This is a genomic window from Mycobacterium sp. (assembly GCF_040398885.1).
Taxonomy (GTDB): domain Bacteria; phylum Actinomycetota; class Actinomycetes; order Mycobacteriales; family Mycobacteriaceae; genus Mycobacterium.
Window position 1 is genome coordinate 1 of sequence record NZ_JBBATF010000286.1, and the last position, 1,946, is coordinate 1,946.

3 protein-coding genes are annotated in these 1,946 nt (G+C 67.4%); 1 reads left to right on the forward strand and 2 read right to left on the reverse strand.

What is annotated here, in order from left to right:
- Nucleotides 1-698 (forward strand): alpha/beta hydrolase (locus ADBZ5U_RS16075; RefSeq protein ID WP_526811869.1); only part of this gene is annotated, 698 nt, incomplete at its 5' end.
- Between the two features lie 30 nt (nucleotides 699-728).
- Here ADBZ5U_RS16075 and ADBZ5U_RS16080 read toward each other — a convergent pair.
- Together ADBZ5U_RS16080 and ADBZ5U_RS16085 are read right to left on the reverse strand one after the other, a co-directional pair.
- On the reverse strand, nucleotides 729-1,487 hold the full coding sequence (locus ADBZ5U_RS16080; protein WP_526811871.1) for an MspA family porin: 759 nt from the start codon (nucleotides 1,485-1,487) through the stop codon (nucleotides 729-731).
- A 2-nt stretch (nucleotides 1,488-1,489) separates the two neighbouring features.
- Nucleotides 1,490-1,946 (reverse strand): MspA family porin (locus tag ADBZ5U_RS16085; RefSeq protein WP_526811873.1); only part of this gene is annotated, 457 nt, incomplete at its 5' end.

Below are 1,946 nucleotides of genomic sequence, written 5' to 3' on the forward strand. Positions count from 1 at the left end.
ATCCGCGCCGGGTGATCCTCTACACCCACGGCGGGGCCTACACGATGTCGAGTGCGCGGGGCCGGCTGTTGGCCATGCCGTCGCTGGCCAACGCCACCGGCATGCGCATTCTCTCGGTGGACTACACGACCGCGCCGGCCGGTGACTGGCAGACGATGCAGGCCCAGGTGCTGGCGGTCATCCGGGCGTTGGGCGAGCAGGGGCACGCACCCAAGGACATCGCCGTGATCGGTGACTCCGCCGGCGGCGGGCTGGCCACCTGCGCCGTGCTGAAGATGCGCGACGACGGTTTGGGCATGCCGGGGGCCGTTGTGCTGTGGTCACCGTGGGCGGACCTGAGCAACGACGGCGACACGGCGGTCACCCTTCGCGATGCCGATCCGATCCTGAACTACGACTACCTGCTGAAGAACTCGGCCAAGGCCTTCACCCGGGGACTGGACCTGAAAGACCCGCGCGTATCGCCGGTATACGCCGACTTCGACAAGGGCTTCCCGCCCACGCTGATCCAGGAGGGCACCCGGACCATCTTCCTGAGCACCAGCGTGCGCCTGTACCGCAGGCTCGACGAGGCCGGGCATGAGCCGGTGATCGACATGTACGAGGGCATGCCGCACGTTTTCCAGGACCTGCCGATCCCCGAAGCGGCCACCGCGATCCGCCGATCCGCCGCGTTCATCCGCGGCCGGCTGGGCTGAGGGCACCCCGCAGGCTTGCCGAACCGCGCGCTACACCTTCTTGATGGTGCCGTACCAGGCCAGGATCGTCTCGCGTAGTTCGGTGGCCCGGGTCAGGATGGCATAGGAGCGGATGAACGACTCGCCAACGCAGCCGTCGATCTTCACCCGGAAGTCGCGGACCGCCACCCGCGGCGCCGCGCCCTGGAACGGCTTCTTGGTCACCGGGACGGTGTTGACGAGCCCGGGTTTGAGGGAGACGGCGATGTTGCCCTGGCCTCCGACTCCGATACCCGGGACGGGGACAGGCCCGATAAACCCGGCGGACGCGTTTGGACCACCGCCGCCTCCAAGCAGGACACCCGGGCCGGAGCCCATGTCGATACCGCAGCCGATCTGGTAACCCACTTCGAGGACGCCTTTGTAAGGCCCACCGGCACCACCGGTGATCGATCCACGGAACACGCCCCCGACTTCGTAGTCCCGGGTGGAGATCGCGGTGGTCAGCGGAGCGACCGATCGCTGGGTCTCGTCCTCGGCCGAGATCGTCAACGTCACGCCGTCGGCGCCTGTTTTGGTCGCGGGCGGAGTCGAAGCCACCCTCCCGTCATCCACCGGCGGGGGGACGGCGCCGACCGGAGGGGGGGCGGCCGGGTTGGCAGGACCGGGACCCACCTCCGCAGCCACCGGCACCGCCGCCACCCCGTCCGGGTTGGCGGGGACCGGGTCGGCCCAGGCGGAGACGGCGGGCGCCACCAGTGCCGCGATTGCCGCCAGCGCCGCGGCGTTTCGGATCAACGAACTGGGCATTTTCAGACCGCTTTCGTCACGCCGTACCAAGACAGAAGGTCTTCGGCTTGGGCACTTGTTGAGTTGGTGAGGATGGCATAGGAGCGGATGAACGATTGGCCTACGCAGCCGTCGATCTTGACCCTGAAGCCGGTCACCTTGATCTCGGGAGCCGGGGTCTTGTAGGTCTTCTTGTCCACCGGAATAGTGTTGACGACGCCCGTCTTGAGGGAGACGGCGACACTCGGGATGATTGAGCCGCCGGTTCCGAAATCCCCGATGGGCAAGAAAAAGTAGCCGTTCTGGCCGTATGTGAACGCGTCGGAACCAATTGACCCCTGACCGGTGACACCCACCAGCACACCGCCGCTGGTGCTCATATCGATCCCGCAGCCGATCTGGTAGCCGACCTCGAAGACGCCCTCGGGCGGGGTGCTCGCACCGGCGATCGAGCCGGTGAACAACCCGCCGACGACGTAC

Coding starts and splice junctions, on each gene's coding strand:
- ADBZ5U_RS16080 (WP_526811871.1), bottom strand. CDS start 1,487: ATGCCCAGTTCGTTGATCCGAAACGCCGCGGCGCTGGCGGCAATCGCG.